This is a genomic window from Plantibacter auratus, assembly GCF_050587365.1.
Taxonomy (GTDB): Bacteria; Actinomycetota; Actinomycetes; order Actinomycetales; family Microbacteriaceae; genus Plantibacter; species Plantibacter auratus.
Genome location: NZ_JBOBFV010000002.1, coordinates 479,366 through 506,139, shown reverse-complemented (window position 1 = coordinate 506,139; position 26,774 = coordinate 479,366). Strand labels below are relative to the sequence as shown.

Below are 26,774 nucleotides of genomic sequence, written 5' to 3'. Positions count from 1 at the left end.
CCGGTCCCTGAGCTTGTCGAAGGGCCCACGAGGGACCTCCTGCTCCGGTGATCTTCTCCCGGTCCCTGAGCTTGTCGAAGGGCCCACGAGGGACCTCCTGCTCCGGTGATCTTCTCCCGGTCCCTGAGCCTGTCGAAGGGCACACGACGGATCTCCTGCTCCGGTGATCTTCTCCCGGTCCCTGAGCTTGTCGAAGGGCCCACGAGCAACTTCCACAACCGCGTCGACTCAGCATCTGGAATGTCAGTGGTTCATGGTGGACTGGTTCCATGACCGAGAGCACCTCCGCCGCAGTCCACGTCGGCGACGAGTACGCCGCGCAGCTCGCGGAGTTCTCGGACCAGTGGGCTGAGCTCCACCGCCAGCAGGCCGTCCTGGACGCCCGGAAAGCGGGCCTCCTGGCCCGCTCCGCCGCCTATGCGGACGCCTTCGCGGATGCCACGGTCCCGGCGATCTTCCCGCCGGCCGAGCGCCAGGCACTCTCTCGCCGGTCGACCTGCGCTGCTCTCGCGATGGCGACCCGGACACCGGAACGGACGATCCAGCGTGCGACGAACGACGCCGAACGCCTCGTCAACGACGCACCCGCCGTGTTCGAGTCCCTGGAGGCCGGCCGTATCTCGGCGCTGCATGCACAGGTGATCACCGACCAACTCTGCGACGTCCCGGCCGCGGGTCGGGCGGTGTTCCTCGAACAGGTACTGCCGGTCGCCGAGAGCGCGACCGCCTCGTACCTCCGGCACCGCGCTCGCGTCCTGCGCGAACGGCTCCACCCGGAATCGATCACCGCACGCGCCAAGCGTTCCGAGGCCGACCGCCGGGTCGAGTTCGAGCCCGCAGCCGACGGCATGGCCTGGGTACACCTCTTCACCACGGCACCCATCGCGCAGGGCATCATCGAGCGCGTCGAAGCAGCGGCAGCGGAATCACGTGCGGCTGGCGACACCCGGACGTGCGCTCAGCTGCAGGCGGACGCCCTCGCAGCCCTGGCCCTCACCGGTGTGACCCCTGACGACGTCATGTCGAGCCCGGTGCTCCCGCACCCGATCGAAGTGCAGGAGCACATCAGGCCGACCGTGCAGATCACGGTCCCGGCGCTCACCATGGCCGGAGTCTCGGACACCCCGGCCACCCTCGACGGCTACGGCCCCATCGACCCGGAGACCGCGGCACGCATCGCGGTGAACGCACCCAGCTTCACCCGGATCCTCGTCCAACCCGAGACCGGCGCGATCCTCTCCGTGGGGCGGAACCAGTACCGGGTCCCGGCTGATCTCCAGCGGGCGGTGCGTTTGCGAGACGGCACCTGTCGCGCACCGGGCTGCGGGCGACGAGCCAGAGCCTGCGACCTCGATCACTCGGTCACTTGGGAGGACGGCGGCACCACGGATGTCGGCAACCTCGCGTGTCTCTGCCGACATCACCATCGGATGAAGCACCTGCCCGGATGGAACCTCGACCACGGGCCCGGCGGGGTCCTCGACTGGACGACACCTGATGGGAAGCGCCACCGGACCGAGCCGGACCCCGCACCGTTCTGACCAGCTCCGGTCCCTGAGCCTGTCGAAGGGTTCCTCGTGGGCACTTCGACAAGCTCAGTGACCGGAAGAGGTTCACCGTGAACGTTTCGGTCCCTGAGCCTGTCGAAGGGTTCCTCGTGGGCTCTTCGACAAGCTCAGTGACCGGGTAGGGCGTGCCCGCGTAGCCGCTGGGGCGCTCGGGGTTGGACCGTCCTGCGTGTGCCGCTCGATGCAGGCGTGCACACCCCTCACCGCCGACGGCTCGGTAGCCTGGGCGGATGGCCGGACCGACCGATGCATCCCCGGAGTTCGAACGCATCTCGGACGGTCTGCGGATCCTCGATGCGATCGTCGGCCTCACGCCCCGTGAAGCCGCGACCCACCCGTCGCTGTGGCCGCTGCTCGGCGTCCCTGCCATCGACCGTGGTGCGCTCGTGATCTTCCCCCTGGCCGCCTGCAGCGCGACGGACCGATCAGGGCTCGAGCGGCTGCGCGAACTCTGTGCGGCACTGCAACAGGACTGCATCCACCTCTTCGGCGGGGACCACATCCACCGGGAGACCGTGCTCGACCCGGATGAGGACCCGTACGGGCGGCGTCTCGCCGAAGTCGGAGCGCACGCGACGACACCGCGCGGGGTGGTGGTGTGGCGTGTCCGCGATCGTGGCGCGGCACTCGTCCTCGTGGTCGACGAGGAGCGCGAGCAGGCGACGCTGGCCTTCCACCTGGTGCCGAAGGATTGGATCTGGAACTGGCCTCCGACGCCCACGACGAAGCGCGACGCGTCCCGTCGTCGGACCGCGGTGAAGGAACAGGCGGCCGTCGACGTCGTCTGGTCCTGGCCTGCGGCCGACCTGGCTCAGGTTCGGTGAACGGAGGGCTCGCCAGGTTCGTCCGAGGGTGTCGACCCGTTGAGCGCCGCAGCACGTTCGGTGTCCGCGGTGCGCGCGGCGAAGAGCGCGAGCGCCGCAACGAGACCGGCCACCAGTGCGAGGATCGGTGGGAACCAGAACAGCAGGTCCTCGACCTCGCCGGCGCGGATCATCATGCAGACGAGCGCCACCGTCGCGAAGAACGCGGTCCCGCCCGAGACCTGCATGGCGCGGGTGCGCGCTGCACCGTGGTCGCGTCGCCCGATCGACCACTGCATGAGGACGTTGAGGAACGCCAGGCTGTAGCAGACCGCCACGACGGGGAGCCCCGTCTCAGCCGGGAAGATGAACGTGCCCCGGTCACCCGAGTCGCCGGTACCGCGCGTCTCCGCACGCGAGAAGGTGAACGGCGACATCCAGAGCCAGCCTGCTCCGGTCACGAGCCACATGACACCGGTCACCGTGCCGACGACGCCGATGCGTCGGTAGCTCTCACCCAGGGTCCGCAACTCCTCCCGCTTCACGACTGGTCCGCCGTCTGCGCATCCGTCGCGATCGTTGAGCGACCCGGGCGCGGGTCGTCGCCGCCGAAGGCGACGACGCGGTCCCACAACCAGTCGGTGAGGCTCGCGGCCACCTCTTCGTCGTCACGTCCGGCGGCACGACGGATGAGCCGTCCGCCTGAACCCTCGATGAGGTAGGCGCCCGCATCGTCGGTGAAAAGCTGCGTGTAGTAGTCGTGCTCGGCATCCCACTGCGGCCACGCTTCCGGGTCCCGTTCGATCGCCTCGTCCATCTCGCCGATCTCGGCGCCGCTCATGAGACGGAACGGGCTGCCGTCGCCCCAGCGCCCGCCGGTACCGGGGAGCTGCCCGTCGTGCCAGGCGAGCACCTTGTCGTCACCGCCGCTCGCGCCCGCGGCGTCGAGGTCGAGCGACGGGCGCAGCGAGGCCGCCAGCTCCTCCGGGAGCAGTGGGTCCAGAGCGGCCAATGCGTCGGCGAGCCCGGCCTCGAAGAGCTTGTCGCGCAGGATCCGCCAGGCGATCTCGCCCATGCCGGCCCGGCGCAGGTCGTCCATCGTCCCGACGCCACGCTCGATGGGATCGAGGAACGCCCGCGCGACGATCATCCCGCCCTGGGCGACCTCGTCCATCGGGTCCTCACGCAGGACCCGGGCGAGGAGTTCCAGGGCCTCCTGCGGACGGTAGTCGTAGAGATAGGCGAAGGCCAGTGCCGTCGAGAGCGTCGTCTCGCTCGGATCCGCCTCGATCGCCTGCTGCGCGGCGACGAGGAATCGACCGGGTGGGGTGCCCGTCGACAGGAAGTGCACGGCTCGGAGTCCGAGCGCGCCGGCGTGGGCCTCCGGGGCGGTCCGGCCAGCGAGCTCGACCGCGTCGTCCATGAGTGCCCACCCGCGCTGGGGATCGGCTGCCATCGCGACGGCGGCCGCGTGGTCCATGTGGTCGAACCAGTCCGCCTCCGGGTCCTCGCGGAGGACGAGTTCACCGAGTCGCATGGCCTCCGCGAAGTCGCCCTCGGACCCTTCGAGATCGCGCAGGCGACGCAGTGCACCGAGGAACTGTCGGTCGCGTCGGCCGAGCAACTCCCGGAGGAGGCGTCTGGCCTCATCGACGTCGCCGCAGGCCTGCCGGTGCATGGAGAGCAGGATGATCATCCCGGTGAACTGCGGCGCCCGGGCGAGGACGCTCATCGCCAGCTCGGGGATCCGCGGGTGTTCGGGCTGGAAGTCGTAGAGCTCCCAGGCGAGGTCGCGGTCGTGTTCGATGGCCTCGCGTTCGACGCCGACGGGGTCGCTCATCGGAGCCCGTGCTGCACGCGGTACGCCCGGAGCTGGGCGAAGGTGCCGTCGTCGACACCGTATTCGAGCACCGGTGCGACCTGGTCGAACCATGATGCCGTCGAGGGGGTGAGTCCGGCTGCGGCGTCGAGCAAGGCCTGCGTCGTGACCGGCACGATGGTGCCAGCGTTCATCGAGGCGGTGAGTGACTGCTGCAGTGCGATCCTGGTCACCTGAGCGATGTCGGCACCGGAGAAGCCCTCAGTCGCTGCGGCCGCTGCGATCACATCGACCTCGTCCGTCGGTTTGCCGTCGAGGCCGCCCTGCAGGATGGCCGCTCTGGCGACGGCGTCGGGCGGGAGCACCAGGACGGTCTTGTCGATGCGGCCTGGGCGCCGCAACGCCGGATCGATGTCCCACGGGCGGTTGGTCGCGGCGAGGAAGTAGACGCCGTCGTTCTCGTCCGCCACTCCGTCGAGCTCCTCGAGCAGCTGCGTCACGATCGTACGCATCGACTGCGATCCGCCCCCGGACGTGCGGCGGCCACCGAGAGCGTCGAACTCGTCGAAGAAGATGACGCATGGAGCGGCGGCCCGAGCATCGTGGAAGACACTCTGGATCGCCTTCTCGCTGTCACCCAGCCACTTGCTCAGCAGGTCGGCGAGGGTGACGTGGATGAAGGACGCCCCGAGGTCACCGGCGATCGCCTTGGCGATGAACGTCTTGCCGCAGCCGGGCGGACCGTACATGAGCAGTGAACCGCCGGGCTTCTGCCCGAACGCTGCGGCGAGCTCCGGGTTGCGGAGTGGCGCGAGGAACGTCGAGTCGAGGTGCTGCTTCACGTCGGCGAGTCCCGCCACGTCCGCGAGCGTGACGGCTGGTCGTTCCGCGTCCCAGAGGCTCGGCTGGTCGATCGGCATGGTGGCGGTTTCGGCTGCCGACGGGGCGGGGATCGCCGAGCGGTCGGGCTCGATCGAGGTGTCGGTCGCTGTTCCCCGGAGTCGCGCCGCCATCACGCGGGCGCGCAAAAGCCGGACCCGCGCCGGGTCGCCCCCGAGTCGCTCGAAGGTCGTCACCTCCTGCGCCGCGCGGTCGACGTCGTGCTGCAGCAGCAGGGTGACGAAGTCCTCGCGGAGCGCGGCGTTCTGCGGATCCTGCGCGACCTCCGCCGCGATCACCTCGAGGAAGTCCTCGTCCTGCGTCATGTCGTCCCCCCGGTCGATGTGCGATTCCGACCATCCTGCCAGCGGCACACTGATCGGCGACAGGTGTCCGCCGGCATTGAGCGGGCGGAGGGGGAGCGCACCCCATCCGCCCTGACCCGCTCGTGTACCGTCGAGACGAGCGTCGGACCTGAAGGCGGCTTGAGGTCGATGCGAGGAACGAGGGTGGGACACCGTGCACAGTCCGGACGAGTTGCTCAGTGTCGGCGAGATGAGTCGTCGCACCGGCGTCGCGGTGTCGGCGCTGCACTACTACGAGCGGCTCGGCCTCATCGGTTCCGAGCGGACCGCCGGCAACCAGCGGCGATACCCCCGGCACATGCTGCGTCGCGTCGCGCTCATCTCGGTCGCGAAGCGTCTCGGTATCCCGCTCGAAGACGTGGCGGAGGCGTTCGCCGACGTGCCGCTCTCCAGCACCCCGAGTCACGAGGACTGGCAGCGTGCCTCCCGCCGCTGGCAGAAGGTCCTCGAACAGCGTCGGCGCGGGATCGAGCAACTCGAACGCGAGCTCACCGGCTGCATCGGCTGCGGCTGCCTCTCGATGAAGGCGTGCACACTCCTCAACCCCGACGACGAGCTCGGCGACACCGGCACCGGCGCGAGGCGCATCCCGGTCTGAGTGCACTGTCTGCCCGGTGTTCAGCCGTCGCGGCGTTGTCCGAACGTCGCTGGATCGACCGGCCGCAGCCGTTTCGGCAGTCCCTCGACGACGAGCAGGTACGACTCCGTGACGAGGTCGTCGACGAACGCCGGTTCGAGCTCGCCATCCGGCTTGAGCGAGATCCAGTGCCGCTTGTTCATGTGATAGCCGGGGATGATGTCGGGGAAGGCCTCGCGCAGACTGTGGCTGTCCTCGGGTCTCGCCTTCAGGGTGACGATGGGTTCGCCCGTCGCCCCCGTCTGCAGCATGAAGACCTTGCCGCGGACCTTGTAGACGTCCCACTCCTCGCCGAACGGGTGCGTCAGCTCCGCACCGGGGAGTTCGTCGGCGCGACGGGCCGCCCGGTCCTGCAGCTCCGAGCCGTGCATCGTGGTCCTCCTCGGAGTCGACGTCAGCCCTGGCTGTCCGTGGGTTTGAGCCCCGCCAGGTTCTGCAGCGGGCACCAGGCGCCGAGGCGCGGGTAGTCGATGGTCACGCCGACGACCCCGTGCTCGCCGAAGGACCGGACCCAGTCGATCGCCGCAGGCATCGGGACCGCGAGCAGCGACACCGTGGCGTCCGGCGGGACCAGCCCGTTCGCGTACGCGGCCTCCTGCGCTCGCGTCCCGCTGCTGTAGATGCCGATCAGGTTCCCGGGTTGCGCTGCGAGCGCGTACGGCCGCGGGTTGTCCTCCGGACCACGGTTGATGAAGACCCACCGGTCGAGTGCGGCGACCGCCCGCCAGAGCCGGATCTGAGCGTCGATGTCGTCCGGCGCCGCCCGGCAGGCCTCGTTCAGTGCGTCGAGCTCGGCCAGTACCTCGGGAGCGGGCTCGAGGGTGCGGCCCTGGTTCGGCTGCTCCGGGGCGTCGATCTGCTCATCGACCGGGCTGTCGTCGTTCGGGCTGCCGTCGTTCGGGCTGCCGTCGCGGCGGAACGGGTTCTTCATGGTCACTTCCTCGTGGCTCGGGATCCGGGTTCGGGGACGTGGCCAACGCTATCGCAGGGGTCCGACGGGGAGCGGGAGGTTCAGAACGCACTCCCGAAGGCGAGGGCTTCGGCCGCTGCCTGCGCCGGCGAGCCGAAGAACGCCGGGCCGTGTCCCGGCAGCACGACGGAGGCCGGGAGTCCGGCCAGCGTGGTCAACGACTGGCGGGCGCGCTGGAGATCGCCGTGGAACATCTCGGGGAGCAACTGCGGGCCGTCGTGAGGGCTGGTGGGGTGGGCGGTGACGAGTGCGTCGCCCGCGACGAGGACGCCGTGCTCGACGAGGAGAAATCCGAGGTGCCCGCGCGTGTGGCCGGGGAGGGGGAGCGGGCGGACCGCGACACCGAGGGTCGCGCGGAGCTCGGGCACGTCCTCGATCGCGGTGACCGACGTCGGCGGCACGACCTCGAGTCCGCCGGCCTCGACGGCGTGGTTGACCCAGGCGGCGACCCCGGGACGTTCCAGATGTGGCTGCACGTCGGCGAGTCCGACCTGCTCGAGCACCTCCCGGCGGACGTTGGGGATCTCGTCGCGGGACGCGAGGATGTCACACTCCGCCAACCCGGCGATGAACGTCGCGTTGCCGATGTGGTCGCTGTGTCCGTGAGTGAGGAGGATCGCCTGCACGTCCTCGACCGCGTAGCCGAGCGCGCCGAGGGTCGCGGTGACGGCCGCGCCGTCGCCGGGGTAGCCGGTGTCGATGAGGACCGGCCCGAGGTCGCCCTCGACGATGATCCAGTTGACGGACGGACCCTGCACGAGGTGTACCCGATCCGTGACAGTGGTGCTGCGGGTGGTGCCGTTCGGCACGGCGTCGATCTGGGACATGGGCGTCCTTCCGATTGCGGAGACGGGGTTCGGGGGAGGGGTCGGTGCTCGGGAGAGGGTCAGTGTTCGGCCGGTCCGGCGACGAGCTCATGAGCGGCCGCTGCGGCGGTCGTCGTGGCTGCAGCGCCGGCGGGATCGACGGTCGCGAGGATCGGCCGGATCAGGGTGATCAGTCGCTCGCTGAGCTCAGCCGCATCGTCGTCGCCGACCGTCGTGGTGACGAGTCCGAAGCAGGCGTCGAGCAGGACGTCTGCGACGCCGTCGAGGTCCGGGAGGTCGAGATCGTGCGCTGCGGCCTCCATGCGGAGGTTCGTGCGGGTGTACGCCCGCCAGTCGAACACCGTGTAGACCGGGTCGTCCATCCGTGGCAGTTCGTGCAGGAGCCGGATGGCGCCCATCGCGATGGGGGACCGCTGCGCTTCCTGCGCGGAGGCGAGGATCATCGTCACCCAGCGGAGCGCGCCGTAGGGCACCCCGATCCGTGCGTCCGCCGCCTGCCATCGTTCGTCCTGCTCCGCGATCACCGCGTGCGCGAGGCTCCGCTTCGAGGGGAACAGGTGGTACCCGATGACCGATTTCGGCTTGCCCATGACGGACGCGATGCCGGAGAACGACGTCCCGGCGTAGCCGTTCCGGCCGAACTCGAGCCCGGCGGCGTCGATGATCTCGTCGCGGACCTGGTTCATCGCGTACTGGCGCAGACCGCTCACGAGCGCTCCTTCGAGGTGGAGGGCCCGGGGCTCGGGCCGCTAGACGATCGTCTGAGTCAGACGTTCGTCTAGCTTAGACGAGCGTCTGTGAAGGAGCTGAGGGTGCATCGGATGACCGGTGGTCAGCCGGGAGCTCTTCGCCGGTTCCGCAGTCGCCCGATACATTGGAGCGTCGATTCCCCCCGCCGATTGGAAGGCAACAGCCTATGCGCGTCACCCCTCGTGTCTGGATCGGCCTGGCGATCTACGTCGGTTACGTCGCCGTCATCTTCGTCGTATCGAAGCTCAGTGGGGTGGCGTACACCGAGATCGGGACGTCCGCGGAGCTCACGTGGCGAGGTGCGGTCCTCGACCTGGCGGTCGGCGCGGTGCTGCTGGCCATCACCACCTGGCTGTTGGGATGGTGGAGGCCTGCCCTGTTCGAGCGGAGACGCTCGCACCACAAGTGGCCGATCTTCGTCCCCGCCCTCATGCTGGTCGTCGCCGTCGCGAACCTGGTCAACACCGACTGGTCGAGGTTCGACCCGTCGTTCCTCCTCTCCCTGCTCGCGCTGGGCCTGGCGGTCGGGTTCTGTGAGGAGCTGATGTCGCGCGGTCTGCTGCTGACGGCGTTCCGCTCACGTCTTTCCGAAGTGTGGGTGTGGCTGCTGACCTCCCTGCTCTTCGGAGCCATGCATCTGGTCAATGCAGCACTCGGCGCTCCATTCCTCAACACGCTCGGACAAGTGGTCCTCGCCGCGATGTCGGGCACCTGCTTCTACATCGTGCGGCGGGTGACCGGCTCCCTCATCTGGGCGATGGCGTTGCACGGCATCTGGGACGTCGCCGCGTTCTCGGTGGGCTTCGCCCCGCTCGGCACGCCCTGGGCGGCCTACCTGACGCCGGTCATCGGTATCCTCGCCGTCGCGGTCGTGTACTGGGTGATCACGGGGACAGACGAGCGACAGGTCGGATCCCGAGCGGGCGCGACACCCGCCCTGAGCTGACACTCAGACCGGGAGCGGCTCGATGAGGTGCGGGCCCGTGTTGCGGACGTTGTTCACGTCGCGCGTGACCTCGTAGTGGGTCAGGTCGTGGGCGACCGCGAAGGACTCCCGGTCGAGCAGCTGCAACAGCTGGTCGGTGTCGAGGTGGTCGCCGAGCCAGTCGTCGTAGCCGTCGGGGGTGAGGCAGGCCGGCATGCGGTCGTGGACCTCGCCCGGCGAGACGTGCGCGTCCCGCGTGATGATCGCCATCGACAGACGCCACTTGTCCGGGTCGCCCTCAGGTTTGCCGGGGTCGGGCCAGGCACTGATGATGCCCGCCATCGCGAGCTCGGCCTCGAGGTCGTGGATGAAATGCGGCTGTTTGCCGGTCTCGGTGACGACCCACTCGTAGTAACCGGTCGCCGGCACGATGCACCGTGCTGACGCGAAGGCCTTGCGGAACATGGAGGCGGTCGCGACCGTCTCCATACGCGCGTTGATGGGTTGTGGCCGTTGCTTGGCGAAGTCCTTGGCCCAGCCGGGGACGAAGCCCCAACGGGCGCTGGTCGCGGTCCGTTCCTCGTGCCGGGTGCGGACCACCGTCACCTCGGTGGTGGGCGCGACGTTGTAGTCGGGCGCAGGCGCCTCGAACTCGGCCACGAGGTCCGCGAGGAGGGTGGACGTGGAATCGGTGACGACGAAGCGACCGCACATGCGCTCAGCTTAGGAGCGCATGTGCGGTCGGTCGACCCCTACCGCTCGAGGCCTGCTCGTGCGTCACGGCGGGTCTTCGCGAGCGAGGCGACCGTCGCCACGGTGATGGTCGCGGCGATGAAGAGCAGCGAGAACCAGATCGGGATGTCGGGGATCCAGTCGATGTGCTGACCGCCGTTGATGAACGGCAGCTCGTTCACGTGGAGGGCGTGGAACACGAGCTTCACGCCGATGAAGGCGAGGATGACGGCGAGCCCCTGGGCGAGGTAGACGAGGCGTTCCAGCAGACCACCGATGAGGAAGAACAGCTGGCGGAGGCCCATCAGGGCGAAGGCGTTCGCGGTGAACACGATGTACGCCTGCTCGGTGAGGCCGTAGATCGCGGGGATCGAGTCGACCGCGAACACGAGGTCGACGAACCCGATCGCGACGATCGTCAGCAGCATCGGCGTGAAGAAGCGCTTGCCGTCGATCCTCACCGAGAGTCGGTCACCGTGATAGGTGTCGGTGATCGGGAGGATGCGGCGGGCGAATCCCACGACCTTGCCGTTGGCCGGGTCGCTCTCGTGGCTGCCGAACGCCTGGCGGTACGCGAGGAACAGCAGCAGCGCGCCCATCAGGTAGAAGATCCAGGAGTAGTTCTCGATGAGTGCGGCGCCGACGGCGATGAACGCGCCGCGCATGATGAGCGCGATGATGATGCCGATCATCAGCACCTTCTGCTGGTACGCCTTCGGGACGGCGAACCCGGCCATCACGATGAGGAAGACGAACAGGTTGTCGATCGACAGCGCCTTCTCGGTCAGGTACCCGGCGAAGTACTCGCCGCCGTACGTCCAGCCGGAGACGAGGCCGATACCGACACCGAACAGCAGGGCGAGGCTGACGTAGAAGATCGACCAGCGTGCCGACTCGGCGATCGTCGGTTCGTGGGGCTTCCGCACGTGCGCGAAGAACTCGTAGACGAAGAAGAGGATCGTGACACCGATGGTGATGATCCAGATCAGCGGGGTGACGGCCATGGTGGCTCCAGGGGCTCGAGGACGGGACTCCGACGCGATGGTCGGAACACGGTCTTCTCCACTCTCGATGAGAGCCGACACCCCGGGACCCGATGGCGGATCCGTACTGACGAGCATGTCGCGAAGGAGTACTCCCCCTGCTCCGACAAGTGTAGGTCAGGGGGTGGGCGGGGCACCTGGGAATACGCCCTTCGACAGGCTCAGGGACCGGAGGAGGGGCGGCTCAGGGACCGGAGGAGGGGCGGCTCGGGGACCGGAGGAGGGGCGGCTCGGGGACCGGAGAAGGGGCGGCTCAGGGACCGGGATGGGGCTGAGGGACCGGTGTGGGGCAGGGGCCGGGTGAGGCTCAGGGACCGGAGGTGCTCAGGGGGCGTCGACCCGGCGCCTCGCCAAGCGCTCGGCGTTCGCCGTCGCCGTGGAGTCGCGCAGGATCAGCTCCGGTACCGAGGGTGACACCACTCCCGGGGGTTCCCCGTTGACGTGGTCGAGCAGGGTCGCGAGCAGCGTCCGGCCGACCTGTTCGAAGTCCTGCCGCACGGTGGTGAGCGGCGGCGAGAGGTGCTCCGCCTCGGGGATGTCGTCGAACCCCACGACGCTGAAGTCGAGCGGGACCCGGAGTCCGCGCTCGGTGAGCGAGTGCATGAGCCCGAGGGCCATCTGGTCGTTGGCGGCGAACACCGCGGTGACCTCGTCGTCCAGCTGACGGCCGAGAGCGTATCCGGAGGTCGGCGTCCAGTCGCCGGTCCCGACGACCTGAGCGACGAGACCCGCGGTGGCGAGTTCGTCTCGCCAGCCGCGCTCGCGCTCGCGGGCGTCGATCGCGTCCGGTGGTCCGGCGAGGTGCCCGATGCGCCGGTGGCCGAGCCCGATGAGATGGGCGGTCGCGGCACGCGCGCCGGCGTACTGGTCGACGCCGACGGTGACCATGCTCGCGCGTGGTGTGGCGTGCAGGGCCACGAGCGGCACGCTGAGTTCCATCCCCGCCACGATGTCGGTGACCCCCTCGCGTGCGCTGATCACGGCGATCCCCTCGACGTTCTGGCGCAGGAACCCCTCGACCGCTGCACGCGCGGAACCCGGGTCGCTGTCCACCATGTTCGCGGTAAAGACCGACCAGCGGGCGTCGCGGGCCGCGGCGTTGAAGTGCAGGACCGAGGACGAGGGCCCGAACTCGGTGCCACCGGTGGCGATGAGGCCGATGGTGCGGGATCGCTTCGTGACGAGCGTCCGGGCGGCGGGGGAGGGGACGTAGCGCAGCTGCTTGATCGCTTCGTCGACCCGCGCCTTCGTCGCCGGGCGCACGTTCGGGAGGTCGTTGAGCACTCGTGACACGGTCTGGTGCGAGACCCCCGCGAGCCGCGCGACGTCGAAGATCGTCGCATGACGGGACGGCTCAGCCACGCGGTCCCCTCTCGTCGTCGGCGGTCGTGATCGGTTCCGGCGGGGCCTCGTCCGGCCCCTCCGAGATCGCGGCCAGCAGCTTCGAGACGGTGAGGTCGTAGTTCGGGAGGTCGGCGACCTTCCGTCGGTCGCGCAGCACGGCGATCCGGTGGCTGATGCGCAGGACCTCCTCGAGTTCGGCTGAGATGAACACGACCGACAGACCGTTCTCGGCGAGCCGGGTCACGAGCTTCTGGATCTCGGCCTTGGCGCCGATGTCGATGCCTCGGGTCGGTTCATCGAGCACGAGCAGCCGAGGAGCGAGCGCGAGCCACCTCGCCAAGAGTACCTTCTGCTGATTCCCGCCTGAGAGCTCCTTCATGAGCGCATCGGGATTCGCCGGTTTGATGCCCATCGCCTGGATGTAGCTCTCGGCCAGTTCGTTCTGCCGACGCAGCGGGATCCGCCTGAACCACCCGAGGTCCGCCTGGAGGGCCAGCGCGATGTTGTCGCGCAGGCTGAGGTCGCCGATGATCCCCTCGGTGCGACGGTTCTCCGACGCATAGACGATCCGTTGCTTGAGGGCGCGACGCGGGGATCCGAGGCGGGTGGCCCTCCCGGCCACCTCCACCGAGCCGGTGTCGGCCCGGTCGACGCCGGTCAGAAGTCTGGCGAGCTCCGTCCGTCCTGAGCCGAGCAGGCCGGCGATGCCGACGATCTCGCCCTCGTAGACCTTCAGGTCGATCGGTTCGATCGCGCCCTGGCGCCCGAGCCCGATCGCCGCGACGAACGGGTCCTCACCGTCCAGGGCGTCGCCCTCGTCGGAGGTGTCGAGCCCGCGTCGGATCTCGTCGAAGGTCGCGAGCTCCTTGCCGATCATCTTGTGGACGAGGTCGATCCGGAGCAGTTCGTGCGGGAGGTATTCGCCGACGAGACGCCCCTCCCGCAGCACGGTGAGTCGGTCGGAGATCTCGTAGACCTGGTCGAGGAAGTGCGAGATGAAGAGGATCGCGACGCCCTCGGCCTTGAGGATCGAGATGACCCGGAAGAGTTCGGTGACCTCGTCGTTGTCGAGGCTCGAGGTCGGTTCGTCGAGGACGAGCACCTTGGTGCGCACGGCGATCGCCCGGACGATCGCGACGAGCTGCTGGATCGCCGGCGGGTGGGCGGAGAGCTGCGAGGCCGGGTCGATGTCGAGTCCGACGACGGCGAGCAGTTCGCGGGCGCGCTCGCGCATGCGCCTCCCCGAGATCCCTCCCCAGGCATGGCGTGGTTCGCGGCCGAGGAGGATGTTCTCGGCGACGGTCAGGTTGGGGAGGAGGTTGACCTCCTGGTAGACGGTGCTGATCCCGTGCGCCTGGGCGTCGGCGACGCTCGAGAACGACACCTCTCGTCCCTCGAGGAGGATGCTTCCGCTGTCGATCCGATGGACCCCGGTGAGCGACTTGATCAGGGTCGATTTCCCCGCTCCGTTCTCGCCCATGAGGGAGTGGACCTCACCGGGGAACAACCGGAGGTCGACGTCGTCGAGCGCTTTGACGCCGGGGAAGCTCACGGAGACACCGCGCAACTGCACGAGTGGCGTGGGCGAGGTCATCTGCAGCTCTCCATCGAGGTGGTCGCGGCCGGGGTGTCCGCTGATCACCTGACTCTAGCGCGCGCGACGGCGCCGCCGGGAGGCCGCTCCGGAAGAATTGTGAGGGCTAACATTGCCTGTTGACAACCGGTTCGAGCCGTGGCTAATGTTCAGCACAACGCAGATGTGATCGCTAACAATCACCGACCACCTGCGTCACCGCAGCACCACGCACGTCACATTCACGCCGCACCCATCGTCGGGACCGCGGGTCTCAAAGAGGAGAACAATGTTCAAGACAACACGTGTCCGCGCACTCGCGGGCCTCGCCCTGGTCGGCGCTCTCGCGTTCAGCGCGACCGCCTGCTCGAGCGGTTCCGGAAGCTCCGACGGCGACGCCGGTTCCGACGGCGAACTCACCACCATCGGCTTCGTGGCCGTCGGTCCCGAAGGCGGATGGCGCACCGCGAACGAGAAGAACATCCAGGACTCGTTCTCGAAGGAGAACGGCTTCGACCTCAAGTACGCACCGGCGACGAACGGCGACCAGAACTCGCAGATCACCGCCTTCACCTCGTTCATCGACGAGGGCGTCGACGCCATCCTGCTGTCCGCCACCGAGGCGACCGGCTGGGAGAGCGTCCTGGAGCGCGCGAAGGAGGCCGAGATCCCCGTGGTCCTGCTGGACCGCGGCATCGAGCCGAACGACACCGAGCTCTACACGAGCCGCATCGCCCCCGACAACGTCGGCATCAGCGCCTCGGCCGCCGAGTGGGCGAACGGTCAGTTCCCCGACGGCGCCAAGTACGTCGTCCTCGAGGGCCCTCCCGGCCTCTCCGTCGTCAACGACCGCAACAAGGGCTGGGACGACACCATCGACCCGAACTTCACCAAGCTCGAGTCGCAGTCGGCGAACTGGTCCACCGAAGAGGCGAAGAGCGTCTTCGAGACCATCCTCAAGGCGAACAACAACGACGTCCAGCTCGTCTTCGCACAGAACGACGAGATGGGCCTCGGCGCTGCACTCGCCGTCGAGGAGGCCGGCCTGAAGCCCGGAACCGACGTCAAGATCATCACGATCGACGGCACCAAGGCGGCGCTCGAAGCACTCGCCGCCGGACGCCTGAGCTTCGTCGCCGAGTACAACCCGCTGTTCGGTGAGACCGCGATCGACATCGTCAAGAAGGCACTCGCCGGCGACAAGGTCGAATCGGACATCGTGGTGCCGAGCGTCACGTTCGACTCCCCGGACGCCGCGACGGCAGCACTGCCCGAACGCGCCTACTGATCCGACCCGGTCGCCCGGCAGCCACTCCCTCGCTGCCGGGCGACCGCCCACCCGCTTCCCGGGGACCAGACTCCCCGGCGACGACGCCGGATCGACCGGCAGAACGACCAGGCAGACATGGCAATCACCGAGCCGATCGTCGAGATGCGGCACATCTCCATCGAGTTCCCGGGCGTCAAAGCCCTGCAAGACGTGGACTTCCGTCTCTTCCCCGGCGAGGTCCACACGCTCATGGGCGAGAACGGCGCCGGCAAGTCGACGCTCATCAAGGCGCTCACCGGTGTGTACAAGATCGACTCCGGTACGATCCTGGTCGCCGGAGGCCCCCGTTCCTTCTCCGGAACGGCGGACGCGCAGAGCGCCGGCATCTCGACCGTCTATCAAGAAGTGAACCTCTGCGACAACCTCACCGTCGGCGAGAACGTGATGCTCGGCCACGAGGTCCGCGGTCCCTTCGGCATCAACTGGCGCCGCACCCACGAAGCTGCACACGAAGCGCTCGTCGGGCTCGGCCTCGGGCACATCGACCCCAAGCAGCCGCTCTCGAGCATCTCGCTCGCGCTGCAACAGCTCGTCGCGATCAGCCGGGCCATGGTCACCAAGTCGAAGGTGCTCATCCTCGACGAGCCGACCTCCAGCCTCGACGCCAACGAGGTGGAGGGCCTCTTCCAGGTCATGCGCCGACTGCGCGACCAGGGCGTCGCGATCCTCTTCGTCTCCCACTTCCTCGACCAGGTCTACGCGATCAGCGACCGACTCACGGTGCTCCGCAACGGTGAGTTCGTCGGGGAGTACCGCACCGCCGACCTCAACCGCACCGAGCTCATCTCCAAGATGATCGGCAAGGACTACGGCGCGCTCGCTGCCCTGGGTTCCAACCGCGGGCGCACCGGTGTGACGGACGCCCCGGCGTTCTACAGCGCCAAGGACCTCGGGCGGAAGGGCTCGATCGACCCCGTCGACATCGAGGTCCACGCCGGCGAGGTCGTCGGTCTCGCGGGGCTCCTCGGGTCGGGCCGCACCGAGCTGGGTCGGCTCATCTACGGTGCCGACCGTCCCGACTCCGGCACGGTCACGATCGACGGCACGACCGCCGAGGTCCACACGCCCATGGCCGGCCTGTCGAAGCAGATCGCCTTCTCCACGGAGAACCGACGCGACGAAGGCATCATCGGCGACCTGACCGTGCGGGAGAACCTCATCCTCGCCGTCCAGGCCCGCAGGGGCTGGGCGCGCCCGCTCTCCCGCCGCGAGCAGAACGAGCTCTGCGACAAGTACCTGCTCGAACTCAACGTCCGGCCCTCCGACCCGGAACGCCCCATCAAGAACCTCTCCGGTGGTAACCAGCAGAAGGTACTCCTCGGCCGATGGTTGGCGACGAAGCCGCAGCTGATCGTGCTCGACGAGCCGACCCGCGGCATCGACGTCGGCGCAAAGGCCGAGATCCAGGAGGCGATCGCCGCGCTCGCCGAGGACGGGATGTCCGTCGTGTTCATCTCCTCCGAGCTCGAGGAGGTCGTGCGTTTGAGCGAGCGGATCGTCGTGCTGAAGGACCACCGTAAGATCGGCGAGATCGTCAACGGACCCGAAGTCACCGCAGACACCATCGTCGACCTGATCGCCACCGAAGGGAGCGCCACGTGAGCGCCACCAGTCAGGGGCCGGCCCGTTCCGGTTCCTCCGCACGCGGCGGCCAGGGCTCAGCCCGCGGCGTCGTCAGCACCATCGTCCACCAGCCCTACATCTGGGCGATCGTGACGTTGCTGCTCCTCCTCATCATCAACCTCGTCAAGGACCCCGGCTACCTCGGCGTCTCCGTCAACGGCACGACCGGCAACCTGTCGGGCAACCCCATCGACATCCTGCGTGCGAGCGCCCCGATCATGATGATCGCGGTCGGGATGACGCTCGTGATCGCCACCCGCGGCATCGACCTCTCGGTCGGTTCCGTCATGGCCGTCTCCGGCGCCGTGTCGATGGAGTTCATGAGCAACCAGAGCGGCGGCGACGCCGGTTCGGCCATCGTCGCAGCGCTGCTCGCGCTCGCCGTGAGCGCCTTCCTCGGCACCGTCAACGGAGTGCTCGTCTCGATCGTCGGCCTACAGCCGTTCATCACCACGCTGATCACGATGCTCGCCGGCCGCGGCCTTGCGAAGGTCATCACCTCAGGGCAGAACACCTCGGCCACGAACGAGCCCTTCCGCTGGCTCGCCAACGGCACCGTGTTCGGATTCCCCGTCGTCTTCATCATCGCCGGTGTCATCGTCGCGATCGTCGCGTTCCTCGTCCGGCGCACCGCGCTCGGCCTGATGATCGAGTCCATCGGCATCAACCCGCGCGCCGCCCGGATGGCGGGTATCCGCCCCATCGGCATCCTCATCGCCGTCTACATCGTGAGCGCCGTCCTCGCGGGTGTCGCCGGGATCTTCAGCACCGCCAGCGTCATGACGGTCGAGGTGGCGAAGACCGGGTTGAACGCGGAGATGGACGCCATCCTCGCGGTCGTCATCGGCGGCACCTCGCTCGCCGGTGGCAAGTTCTCCCTCACCGGCAGCGTGATCGGCGCGCTCCTCATCGCGACCCTCGACAAGACGATCGTGTTCCTCTCCATCCCCTCCTCGGCGACGCCGGCGTTCAAGGCCGTCGTGATCGTGATCATCTGCCTCCTCCAGTCACAGCGCGTGAGAGCCCTGTTCGCCCGGCGGAAGTCCCGGACGACGCCCACGGCGTCGGTCCCCACGCGAAAGGAAACGGTGTCAGCATGAGCACCCTCACCGACCGACCGGCACCCGACGCTCCGGTGCTCCCGCGGCGCTCGCTGCTGTCCCGGCTGACGCCCAACCTCGAGACCCTGCCCACCCTGGCGGCCGTCGTCATCTTCATCGGCATGGTCGTCTACGGCGAGATCGCCTACGGACGGATCGTCCAGGCCAGCACGATCTCGAACCTGCTCATCAACAACGCCTACCTGATCATCCTCGCCGTCGGGCTCACCTTCGTGATCCTCACGGGCGGCGTGGATCTCTCCGTCGGTGCGATCATCGCCATCAGCAGTCTGATCGGGGTGATGCTCGCGAACTCGGGCTGGAACCCGATCGCGGTCATGGTGATCATGATCCTGATCGGCTCCGCGTTCGGCGTGTTCTCGGGCGTACTCGTGCAGTACTTCAACGTGCAACCGTTCATCGCCACCCTCGCGATGATGTTCCTCGGGCGCGGTCTCGCGTCGATGCTCAGCACCACCCCGGAGCGTCTCGCCGACGACTCGCCGATCCGTTCGCTGTCCACCGAGTGGAAGGTGATCGACGGCCCGAAGATCAACGACCTCATCACCACCCCGAACGTCCTGATCGCCCTGCTCGTCGTCGCCGCGGCGTTCGTGGTGCTCCACAAGACCCGCCTCGGCCGGACCGTCTACGCGATCGGCGGCTCGGAGCAGTCGGCGCTGCTCATGGGGCTGCCCGTCGTCCGCACGAAGCTCATGGTCTACGTGATCAGCGGCACGCTGGCTGGCCTCGCGGCCGTCGTCTACACCTCGAAGCTCGGCATCGCCCAGAACATCACGGGCGTCGGCTGGGAGCTCGACGCCATCGCCGCGGTCATCATCGGTGGCACGCTGCTGACCGGAGGCGCCGGCTTCGTCCTCGGCTCCGTCGTCGGTGCGCTCGTCCTCGGCCTCATGAACGTGCTCATCACCCGCGACGGCAGCATCCCGCCGGAGGCGACGACCATCATCACCGGCGGCATCCTGCTCGTCTTCGTCCTCCTCCAGCGACTCGTGGTCTCGCGCAAACGCAAGACCTGACGCCCGCCCCCCCCGCAGCACCACCCGTTCCATCCCGCTCGACAACGACGCCGAACCAGGAGAACCAACCCCCATGAGACAACTGCGCCTCAAAACGGTCGTCGCGACCTCCATCGCGGCCCTGATCCTCCCGCTCGTCGGTGCCTCCGGCGCCGCCGCAGCGGTGCCGTCGGGGGTCACCTCGACAGCGACATCCCATTCCAGCCTCCGAGCCGCCCCCACGGCGCAGGAGGATCTGGACGCCGCCGCGGCGGCGCTCTCGATCGCGAACGTCGACGACGTGCGCGGCAATCTGACCCTGCCGGGAGCCCCCGAGGGGATCGACATCGCCTGGGCGTCGTCGGACACCACCGTGATCACCACCGACGGTGTCGTGACGCGGCCCGCCACGGACACCGCCGTCACCCTGACCGCCACGCTGAGCCAGGGCGAGGCGACCGCGACGCGCGAGTTCACGGCGACCGTCCGCGCCGCGATCGCGGCCCCCGACTACGAGGGCTACGCGTTCGCCTACTTCACCGGCAACTCGCTCGCCGGCGAGAACATCTACTTCGCCGCCAGTGAGGGCAACAACGCGCTCGACTGGAACGAACTCAACGCCGGACGCCCGGTCCTCACCTCGGACGAGGGTACGAAGGGGCTGCGCGACCCGTTCCTCATCCGCTCTCCCGAGGGCGACACCTTCTACCTCATCGCCACCGACCTCTCGATCGGCAGCGGCACGTCCTGGGGTGACTCGGTCCGGAAGGGCAGCCACTACCTCGAGGTGTGGGAGTCCCACGACCTCGTGACCTGGTCCGACCAGCGGCACATCGAGGTCGCACCGGAGAACGCGGGCAACACCTGGGCACCCGAGGCGTACTACGACGACACCATCGGCGCGTACGTGGTCTTCTGGGCTTCGTCGCTCTACGGCGCCGACGACCCGGACCACACCGGGAACAGCTACCACCGCATGATGTACGCGACCACCCGCGACTTCACGACGTTCAGCGAGCCGCAGGTCTGGCAGGACCAGGGTGTCTCGCGGATCGACTCGACGGTGATCAAGTCGAGCGACACCTACTACCGCTTCACCAAGGACGAGGGCGCCGGTGGCACCGGGTGCGCCGACATCATCCAGGAGTCCTCGACGGACCTGCGGGCCACGCTCGAGTCCTGGACGGTGCTCGACACCTGCATCGGTCGCGACGCCGGCACCAGCGCGGTCGAGGGGCCGACGGCGTTCGCCGCCAACCCTGGCGACGTCAACGGTGACAAGTTCTACCTCTTCGTCGACGAGTACGGCGGACGCGGCTACATCCCGCTCGAGACCGAGGACATCGCGAACCCGGACTGGCAGGTCGCGAAGGACTACGACCTGCCCGCGAGCCCGCGCCACGGTACCGTGCTACCGGTCACGGCCGCAGAGCTGCAACTGCTCGAGGACAGCCTCGGCGGAGCACCCGAGCCGGTGCCCGCGAACGAGGACGGCGAGATCGTCCGTTACGACTTCGCCGGCTCCGCAGGCTCGACGCTCAGCGACGTTTCCGGCAACGGCCTCGACGCGACGGTCGAAGGCGGTGCGACCTTCTCCGACGGTGCACTGCAGCTGGACGGCGGCGACGACTACGTCAAGCTGCCGGACAACCTGCTCGCCGGCGTGAAGGACGTCACGGTGGAGGCGGAGGTCTGGATCGACCCGACGCAGGCCAACCCGTACTTCATCTACGGGCTCGGCAACACCACCGGTGGCGCCGGCGACGGCTACCTGTTCAGCACCGGCAACGCGTATCGGACGAGCCTCGCGACCGGCAATTGGAGCACGGAGCAGACGGTGTCGCAGGGCAAGGACCTGACGCGCGGTCGCTGGGCGAAGCTGACGTACACGTTGCAGGGCACCACGGCCACGATCTACCTCGACGGCATCGCCGTCGGCACCGGAACCGTGACGTCGGATCCGGGCGACATCGGCGGCGGGTGGACGAGTGCCAACTACCTGGGCCGTTCGAACTACGACGCCGACAACCGGCTGAAGGGCGCGTTCCGCGAGTTCGCGATCTACAACCGCGCCCTCTCGGCGGACGAGGTGCTCGCCGGCTCCGGGAACACCGCTGCGCTGACCGACATCGGCCTCGAGGAGGACGTGCTGAAGACCGCTCCGATCGTCGACAACGACCGCCACGAGGTCGTCTTCCCGGTCCAGCCCGGGACGGACCGCACCGCGCTCCGCCCGACGTTCACGACCGCGGCCGGTGTCACGGCGAGCCCCGCCTCCGGGACCGCCGTCGACCTCAGCAGCCCGGTGACCGTGACGTTGACGCCGACCTCGGGTGACGCCGTGACGTGGACGATGCGGGCGGTCGAGATGAAGAGCCCGGTCATCCCCGGCCTCTACGCCGACCCGAACGTCTTCGTCTGGGGCGACACCTACTACATCTATGCGACCACCGACGGCTTCGCCGGTTGGGGTGGCAAGGAGTTCTTCGTCTGGTCGTCGAAGGACCTCGTCGACTGGGAGCGCTCGGCGGAGCCGATCCTCACGCTCGACGGCGCGAACGGGAACGTGCCGTGGGCGACCGGCAACGCCTGGGCGCCGACGATCGGGGAGAAGGACGGGAAGTTCTTCTTCTACTTCAGCGGCCACAACCCCTCGGTCGACCGGAAGACCATCGGTGTCGCCGTCGCGGACAGCCCGGCCGGTCCGTTCACAGCCCAGCCGAACGCGATGATCCTCAACGACGAAGCGGTGACCTCGGGACAGGCGATCGACCCGGCCACGTTCACCGACCCGGTGACGGGGAAGAGCTACCTGTTCTGGGGCAACGGCTCGCCGGTGTACGCCGAGCTGTCGGACGACATGCTGTCGATCAAGGCCGACACGCTCAAGCGCATCGACGGCCTGACCGACTTCCGAGAGGGGGCCTTCGTCAACTACCGGGACGGGATCTACCACCTGACGTACTCGATCGACGACACCGGTTCGGAGAACTACCGGGTCGGGTACGCGACGGCGACGAGTGTGGACGGCCCGTGGACGTACCGCGGTGTGATCCTGCAGAAGCAGCCCGAACTCGGCATCCTCGCCACCGGTCACAGCTCGATCCTCAACGTGCCGGGCACCGACGACTGGTACATCGTCTACCACCGGTTCGCCATCCCGGGTGGTGACGGTCAGCACCGCGAGACGACGATCGACCGGCTGACGTTCGACCCGGAGACGGGCCTCATGAACCCGGTCGTCCCGACCCTCGAGAGCGTCGGCCCGCAGCGGATCGCGGTGCCCGGTGCCGAGGGCACGCTGACGATCGACCAGCCGTCGGTGCGGGTGGGTGAGTCGATCTCGGTGTCCGGGTCCGGCTTCGCCGCGGGGGAGCAGGTTCGGTTCACGCTGTTCTCCACCCCGACCGACCTCGGGACCGTCGTCGCGGACGCTTCGGGTGCGTTCGTTGCGACGCTCACCGTGCCCGCTACGGTGGTGCCGGGTGCACACACCTTGCAGGCGCTGGGTGCGGACTCCGGCATCACGGCCGAGGCGGCGCTGACCGTCCTGGCTGCGGATGCCGCGGCTCCCGGCGCTGCGGGCTCCGGTCCTGGTGCGCTGTCGACCACCGGTGTCTCGGTCGTCGGATTCCTGGGTCTGGCCGGGCTGTTCTTCGCAGCCGGCGCGTGGCTGGTCGTCCGTCGCCGACGCGTCGCCGCCTAGCCCGCGCCGACACAGCATCGATCCCGTCCGAGGTGACCATCGTCACCTCGGGCGGGATCATGCGTGCGCCGTCTGACGCGTCGAGCTCCGTCAGTAGCTGAGGTCGGGGAGGAGGAGCCCTCCGACGATCGCGACGAAGCCGAGGCCGATGAAGGCGAGCGAGACGAGCGTCGCGCCGGTGACGCGGAGCAGTGTCGACGTCCGACGGTGACGACGTTCCTCGGGCGACCCGACGCCTCGCGCCGCACGGATCGCCCGCCAAGCGCTCGGAACACACCCGAGCACCGCGACAGCGGTCAGGATCTGCGCGATCCGGATGACGATCGCCGACGGCGCCGGTCCGTCGGACATGAGCGCCTGCGCGACGACGGCCCAGAACGGTGCCGCGGCGATCAGGGTGAGGATCGATCCCCGCGTCCACCAGGTGAGCAGGCGTCCACGTCGATCGGAGGGCGTGGGCTGATCGCGGCCCGCGCGACGTAGGTCTCCGAGCGGCCATGCGATCAGGGCGAGGACGAGGGCGATCAGCGACAGGGCGGCGACGATCGGGACCAGCGCGCGCTCGGTCGGCATGGGCTGCATCGTGAACGCCGGGTCGAACCCGACGGCCGTGACCAGATCGCCGTCCGTCGCAGCGGCGACCCGACGCTGACCGCCGATCTCCTGCCAGACCCATGGTTCGACCTCGACGAAGCGAAGCGGTGTCCCGGCGCTGTCGGTGATCGCGGAGATCGTGACCACGCCGTCCTGCTCGGCGGCGACCTCCACGCTCGAGAGGATGTAGAACAGTCGGACGAACGTCGATTCACCACGACGTGACAGTTGATAGGTTCCCGTCAGTGCGGCGCCGTGGTCCGCGGCCGTGTCCGTGGCCATGGGGGACTGCCGCCCCTCCGGGAAGTAGCGATCGGCGAACCCGGTCGTGATCGCGTCGCGGATCGCCGTGCTCGAGTCGCCGTGGATCCCGGTGCTGTTGAGCGAGATGAAGATGCCGGCGTCGTCATCGGGGTAGATCTCGAGTTGGGCGTGGAACGCGGTCAGGTCGCCCGCGTGGCTGAGGACGCGATGTCCGTTGCGGTCCCGCTCGAAGAAGCCGAGGGTCATCTGCGGACCGTTCACCAGGTTCCCCAACTGCTCCTCCCCGAGCGCCGGCGCGTGCATCTCGTCGAGCAGGTCAGGGGCGAGGAGGGTGCGCCCGTCGGCGGCGGGGTGGCCGAGTTGAGCGTTCATGAAATCCGCCAGATCTCCGGCGGTGGCGGTGACGGCACCCGCCGGCGACGGGCTGACCACCTCGAACGGCACCTCGGCTGAGCCGGCGAACCGGTATCCGGCCGACATGTGCTGCTGCCGTTCCGGAGAGAGCGGCTGCTCGTAGGTCGCTCCGTCCATGCCGGCTGCATCGAGGATGTGCTCGGTGGCGTACTCCTCGAACGGCTGTCCGGTGACGCGTTCGACCACGTATGCGGCGAGTCCATTGGAGTAGTTGGAGTAGGACGGCGTCGTGCCTGGCTCGAAGAGATGCTCGGGTGGGTCGACGGACACCGTGTCGCGGAGGGGCTTCGGCTCAGCGGGCGCCGACGCGATGAGGCCGCCCAACTGATCCTCGAAGCCGGCCGTGTGCGTCAGGAGGTGCCGGAGGGTGACGGGGGTGTCGAACGTCACCGGCAGGGTGAAGTCGAGGTAGGACTGGACGGGTTCGTCCAGATCGACGGCTCCCGCTTCGACCTGCTGCATGACCGCGGTCGCCGTGATCAGCTTCGACACGGACCCGATGCGGAACAGCGTCCGGTCGACGTCGACCGCCGCGGCTTCGGCGGTCCCGGTGCCAGCCCTCGCCACGCCGTAGCCGCGCTCCGCCACGATCTCGCCGCCGCTCACCACCGACACGACGGCGCCGGCGATCCCCTCGCGTTCGAGTGCGGCCGGCAGCATCCCATCGAGCCACGCGGTCGTGTCCTGTGAGGTCAGGGAAGCCGGCTCGGTCCGGGGCGTCACAGCCTCGGTGCGTTCCACTGCCAGCGCCGATCCGGCGACCGGCAGGGTACCGCAGGCGATCGCCCCTGCGACCGCGAGGGCGAGCATCCGCCATCCCCGGGATCGAGGAGCCGTCAGGACAGGGCGGCCGGATCCGCGATGGGTGTGGTTCACAGTAGTCAGTCGACCACTATTCCGCCCCGACCTCCAAAACGAGCGCGATCACCGACCGCGCTCGGCTCGTGGAGGGTCAGTCGAGCGGGACGCCGAAGTCGCCCGCGATGCCTGCCAGGCCGGTGGTGTAGCCCTGGCCGACGGCACGGAACTTCCACTCCGAGTTGTACCGATAGATCTCGGCGAACAGCATCGCCGTCTCCTGGGAGGCGTCCTCGGTGAGGTCGTAGCGGACGATCTCCTGCTGGTCCTGGTCGAGGACCCGGCAGAAGGCGTCGCGGACCTGGCCGAAGTTCTGGCGGCGGTTGTCGGCGTCGTGGATGGAGACCGCGATGACGATGCGCGAGACGTCGGGCTCCACGGCGCGGAGGTCGATCGTGATCTGCTCGTCGTCGCCGTCACCCTCACCGGTGCGGTTGTCGCCCTGGTGCACGACCGAGCCGTCGGGCGTCGACATCTGGTTGTAGAAGATGAAGTCCGCGGGGGTTCGGATCTTGCCGTTCTCGGCGACGAGGATGGCGGAGGCGTCGAGGTCGAACGCGACGCCGACGGTGGTGCGCGGGTCCCACCCGAGACCGACCGTGGCGATGGTCAGCCCTGGGCTGGTCTTCGTGAGCGAGAGGTTGTTGCCTTTGGAGAGGCTGAGGCCTGCCATGGGTGTGTTCCTTCGAGAGTGCTCGGTGATGTTCGAACCTCCATCCTGCCCTGTTCCGGCTGAGTTTGGAGTGGGTTGTGGAGGATCGACCAGCCACCCCACGGCCGCAACGGTGGTCAGGCGCCGTCCGCTCCCGGAGAGCCGACTGCCGTGACCTCGTCGAGCGGCAGTTCCTCACGGGCGACCGCAGCGGCGACGTCACCGAGCCGCCGCTGGCGGGTGCGTGCGTACTGCCGGATCATCCCGAAGGCCGTGTCCATGTCGACCCCCGCCGCGCGGGCCAGATACCCCTTCGCCTGTTCGATGGCGACCCGGCTGTCGAGTGCACGTTGGAGTTGCTCGGTGGCGAGCGTCGCGTTCTCGATCGTCCGCTGCTGGAGGAGGCTGATCGTCGCGACATCGGCCAGCGCCTGGCCGGCTCGGGCGTCGGCACCGTTGAGGGCGCCCTCGGTCTCGCGGAACAGGTTCAGTGACCCGACGGTCGTGTCGCGGAGCCGCATGGGGATCGCGTGGACGCCCGCGTATCCGCGTTCTTGTGACGCCTCGGCGAACCTCGGCCAGTGCTCCTGGAGCTCCTCGGCACTCTCCGCGGTCACCAGGACACCGCTCGTCACCGCAGCGATACAGGGTCCCTCGCCTGCGTTGAGCTGCATGAGGCCGATGAACTCGCTCCGCTCGCTCGTGGACGCGACGACCTGGAGGACGTCGTCGCGGTCGGCCAGATGGATGGCCCCGGCGGCAGCGTCGAACAATTCGACCGCCCGGTCGACCAGTGTCTGCAGCACGTCGACGACGTCGTAGTCGGCGACGAGGCTGTCGGTGAGGGTCACGAACGTCTCGATGAGCCGTGCTTCGCGGGCGTCGTCCATGGCGGTGTCAGTCCTCATCTGTTGATCAGCGGATCAACCGTAACCGAGGCCGGAGGCCGTCCATGACCGCCGCTGTCGAGACGCGCTGA

Annotated in this window: 23 protein-coding genes; 9 read left to right on the top strand and 14 right to left on the bottom strand. The window is 68.6% G+C overall.

Annotated features, from left to right (window positions below; genetic code table 11):
• Nucleotides 1-269 precede the first annotated feature (269 nt).
• The gene (locus ACQ3HE_RS09560; protein WP_430892442.1) at nucleotides 270-1,541 is read left to right on the top strand and encodes an HNH endonuclease signature motif containing protein; all 1,272 of its coding nucleotides are present in this window, start codon (nucleotides 270-272) and stop codon (nucleotides 1,539-1,541) included.
• A 257-nt stretch (nucleotides 1,542-1,798) separates the two neighbouring features.
• On the top strand, nucleotides 1,799-2,392 hold the full coding sequence (locus tag ACQ3HE_RS09555; RefSeq protein WP_430892441.1) for a hypothetical protein: 594 nt from the start codon (nucleotides 1,799-1,801) through the stop codon (nucleotides 2,390-2,392).
• On the opposite strand, the gene ACQ3HE_RS09550 is transcribed toward ACQ3HE_RS09555, so the two are convergent.
• Genes ACQ3HE_RS09550 through ACQ3HE_RS09540 form a run of 3 tightly spaced genes read right to left on the bottom strand, consistent with a single transcriptional unit; the run spans nucleotide 2,380 to nucleotide 5,395 of the window.
• A complete protein-coding gene (locus ACQ3HE_RS09550; protein WP_430892440.1) occupies nucleotides 2,380-2,916 on the bottom strand; it encodes a hypothetical protein in 537 nt (178 codons plus the stop codon). The two genes, ACQ3HE_RS09555 and ACQ3HE_RS09550, sit on opposite strands and share 13 nt — an antisense overlap.
• Entirely contained in the window at nucleotides 2,913-4,211 is a 1,299-nt protein-coding gene (locus tag ACQ3HE_RS09545; protein WP_430892439.1) for a tetratricopeptide repeat protein, read from the bottom strand. The genes ACQ3HE_RS09550 and ACQ3HE_RS09545 overlap by 4 nt, the downstream gene beginning before the upstream one ends.
• Complete coding sequence (locus tag ACQ3HE_RS09540) at nucleotides 4,208-5,395, bottom strand: ATP-binding protein (RefSeq protein WP_430892438.1); 1,188 nt, start codon at nucleotides 5,393-5,395, stop codon at nucleotides 4,208-4,210. Before ACQ3HE_RS09540 ends, ACQ3HE_RS09545 begins: the two co-directional genes overlap by 4 nt.
• Nucleotides 5,396-5,588: 193 nt before the next feature.
• Here ACQ3HE_RS09540 and soxR point away from each other — a divergent pair, with 193 nt between their 5' ends.
• Complete coding sequence (soxR, locus tag ACQ3HE_RS09535) at nucleotides 5,589-6,032, top strand: redox-sensitive transcriptional activator SoxR (protein ID WP_255377972.1); 444 nt, start codon at nucleotides 5,589-5,591, stop codon at nucleotides 6,030-6,032.
• 20 nt (nucleotides 6,033-6,052) lie between these two features.
• Here soxR and ACQ3HE_RS09530 read toward each other — a convergent pair whose 3' ends face one another.
• The 4 genes from ACQ3HE_RS09530 to ACQ3HE_RS09515 form a co-directional block, all read right to left on the bottom strand.
• Nucleotides 6,053-6,442, bottom strand: a complete 390-nt coding sequence (locus tag ACQ3HE_RS09530; RefSeq protein ID WP_079704704.1) for an MmcQ/YjbR family DNA-binding protein — start codon at nucleotides 6,440-6,442, stop codon at nucleotides 6,053-6,055.
• Nucleotides 6,443-6,465: 23 nt separating this feature from the next.
• A complete protein-coding gene (locus ACQ3HE_RS09525) occupies nucleotides 6,466-7,002 on the bottom strand; it encodes a hypothetical protein (RefSeq protein ID WP_430892437.1) in 537 nt (178 codons plus the stop codon).
• An 80-nt stretch (nucleotides 7,003-7,082) separates the two neighbouring features.
• Nucleotides 7,083-7,868, bottom strand: a complete 786-nt coding sequence (locus ACQ3HE_RS09520; protein ID WP_430892436.1) for an MBL fold metallo-hydrolase — start codon at nucleotides 7,866-7,868, stop codon at nucleotides 7,083-7,085.
• A gap of 59 nt (nucleotides 7,869-7,927) precedes the next feature.
• Complete coding sequence (locus ACQ3HE_RS09515; protein WP_064295974.1) at nucleotides 7,928-8,578, bottom strand: TetR/AcrR family transcriptional regulator; 651 nt, start codon at nucleotides 8,576-8,578, stop codon at nucleotides 7,928-7,930.
• 206 nt (nucleotides 8,579-8,784) lie between these two features.
• Here ACQ3HE_RS09515 and ACQ3HE_RS09510 point away from each other — a divergent pair, with 206 nt between their 5' ends.
• Entirely contained in the window at nucleotides 8,785-9,564 is a 780-nt protein-coding gene (locus ACQ3HE_RS09510; RefSeq protein WP_430892435.1) for a CPBP family intramembrane glutamic endopeptidase, read from the top strand.
• 3 nt (nucleotides 9,565-9,567) lie between these two features.
• Here the strand turns inward: ACQ3HE_RS09510 and ACQ3HE_RS09505 are convergent, their stop codons facing one another.
• The 4 genes from ACQ3HE_RS09505 to ACQ3HE_RS09490 form a co-directional block, all read right to left on the bottom strand.
• Complete coding sequence (locus ACQ3HE_RS09505; RefSeq protein ID WP_430892434.1) at nucleotides 9,568-10,257, bottom strand: SOS response-associated peptidase; 690 nt, start codon at nucleotides 10,255-10,257, stop codon at nucleotides 9,568-9,570.
• A gap of 38 nt (nucleotides 10,258-10,295) precedes the next feature.
• Nucleotides 10,296-11,279: a TerC family protein gene (locus tag ACQ3HE_RS09500; protein WP_124768366.1), complete on the bottom strand. Its 984-nt coding sequence runs from the start codon at nucleotides 11,277-11,279 to the stop codon at nucleotides 10,296-10,298.
• 363 nt (nucleotides 11,280-11,642) lie between these two features.
• Nucleotides 11,643-12,680, bottom strand: coding sequence for a LacI family DNA-binding transcriptional regulator (locus ACQ3HE_RS09495; RefSeq protein ID WP_430892433.1), 1,038 nt, complete (start codon nucleotides 12,678-12,680; stop codon nucleotides 11,643-11,645).
• Nucleotides 12,673-14,256 (bottom strand): sugar ABC transporter ATP-binding protein, encoded by a 1,584-nt coding sequence (locus tag ACQ3HE_RS09490; RefSeq protein WP_191940226.1) that lies wholly within the window; start codon nucleotides 14,254-14,256, stop codon nucleotides 12,673-12,675. The genes ACQ3HE_RS09495 and ACQ3HE_RS09490 overlap by 8 nt, the downstream gene beginning before the upstream one ends.
• A 268-nt stretch (nucleotides 14,257-14,524) precedes the next feature.
• Here ACQ3HE_RS09490 and ACQ3HE_RS09485 point away from each other — a divergent pair, with 268 nt between their 5' ends.
• The 5 genes from ACQ3HE_RS09485 (at nucleotide 14,525) to ACQ3HE_RS09465 (ending at nucleotide 23,013) form a co-directional block, all read left to right on the top strand.
• On the top strand, nucleotides 14,525-15,523 hold the full coding sequence (locus ACQ3HE_RS09485; protein WP_086472835.1) for an ABC transporter substrate-binding protein: 999 nt from the start codon (nucleotides 14,525-14,527) through the stop codon (nucleotides 15,521-15,523).
• A 117-nt stretch (nucleotides 15,524-15,640) separates the two neighbouring features.
• The gene (locus ACQ3HE_RS09480; protein ID WP_430892432.1) at nucleotides 15,641-17,167 is read left to right on the top strand and encodes a sugar ABC transporter ATP-binding protein; all 1,527 of its coding nucleotides are present in this window, start codon (nucleotides 15,641-15,643) and stop codon (nucleotides 17,165-17,167) included.
• Nucleotides 17,164-18,288, top strand: coding sequence for an ABC transporter permease (locus ACQ3HE_RS09475; RefSeq protein WP_124768368.1), 1,125 nt, complete (start codon nucleotides 17,164-17,166; stop codon nucleotides 18,286-18,288). Before ACQ3HE_RS09480 ends, ACQ3HE_RS09475 begins: the two co-directional genes overlap by 4 nt.
• The gene (locus ACQ3HE_RS09470) at nucleotides 18,285-19,328 is read left to right on the top strand and encodes an ABC transporter permease (RefSeq protein ID WP_079704715.1); all 1,044 of its coding nucleotides are present in this window, start codon (nucleotides 18,285-18,287) and stop codon (nucleotides 19,326-19,328) included. The genes ACQ3HE_RS09475 and ACQ3HE_RS09470 overlap by 4 nt, the downstream gene beginning before the upstream one ends.
• A gap of 73 nt (nucleotides 19,329-19,401) precedes the next feature.
• Complete coding sequence (locus ACQ3HE_RS09465) at nucleotides 19,402-23,013, top strand: family 43 glycosylhydrolase (protein ID WP_430892431.1); 3,612 nt, start codon at nucleotides 19,402-19,404, stop codon at nucleotides 23,011-23,013.
• Nucleotides 23,014-23,103: 90 nt separating this feature from the next.
• Here the strand turns inward: ACQ3HE_RS09465 and ACQ3HE_RS09460 are convergent, their stop codons facing one another.
• The 3 genes from ACQ3HE_RS09460 to ACQ3HE_RS09450 all read right to left on the bottom strand — a co-directional run bounded on the left by ACQ3HE_RS09460 (nucleotide 23,104) and on the right by ACQ3HE_RS09450 (nucleotide 26,703).
• Nucleotides 23,104-25,095, bottom strand: coding sequence for a serine hydrolase domain-containing protein (locus ACQ3HE_RS09460; protein ID WP_430892430.1), 1,992 nt, complete (start codon nucleotides 25,093-25,095; stop codon nucleotides 23,104-23,106).
• Between the two features lie 142 nt (nucleotides 25,096-25,237).
• Complete coding sequence (locus tag ACQ3HE_RS09455; protein ID WP_430892429.1) at nucleotides 25,238-25,816, bottom strand: TerD family protein; 579 nt, start codon at nucleotides 25,814-25,816, stop codon at nucleotides 25,238-25,240.
• 116 nt (nucleotides 25,817-25,932) lie between these two features.
• Nucleotides 25,933-26,703, bottom strand: a complete 771-nt coding sequence (locus ACQ3HE_RS09450; RefSeq protein WP_430892427.1) for a GAF and ANTAR domain-containing protein — start codon at nucleotides 26,701-26,703, stop codon at nucleotides 25,933-25,935.
• Nucleotides 26,704-26,774 lie beyond the last annotated feature (71 nt).